The sequence below is a fragment of the Vibrio sp. 10N.222.52.B7 genome (assembly GCF_041474275.1).
In the GTDB taxonomy this organism is placed as follows: Bacteria; Pseudomonadota; Gammaproteobacteria; order Enterobacterales; family Vibrionaceae; genus Vibrio; species Vibrio crassostreae_C.
Window position 1 is genome coordinate 1 of sequence record NZ_JBFRTU010000085.1, and the last position, 368, is coordinate 368.

The following is a 368-nucleotide window of genomic DNA, read 5'->3' on the forward strand; positions in this document are numbered from 1 at the left end:
AAATGCAGTTGCTGAGTGCGAAGCTGGTGACGCACTGCCATCAGAATCTTACCCAAATGGTTCTCGCCGGTTCCATCGCCGCCATCGCCCCAGAAGTGGTCTTTGTGCGAATGTTCTTTGATCACCGAATCTCCGGTATTGGTAAGAAACAGCGCAAACTGTGGATTCTGTCTGAACTTCTCCGTCACAATAAACTGCATCACTTCAACACGAATGTCATACCAATCTTCGCGAACTTGGTCTTCGTAGTCACGACTTAAAGAGAACGCTTCAGCAGGTGTACTGGCTTCCAAAATGGTATTACGTAGCGCTTCGGAGGCAAACTTCATCGCTTGATAATAATGTTCGCTGGTTGCCCAAACTTGATC

The 368-nt window shown here is 47.6% G+C and carries 1 protein-coding gene; it reads right to left on the reverse strand.

The genetic code is table 11. The annotated features are described in order from the left end of the window. Positions 1 to 368: NADAR family protein (locus tag AB4512_RS19400; protein WP_372175387.1), on the reverse strand; the 368-nt coding region annotated here is incomplete at both ends.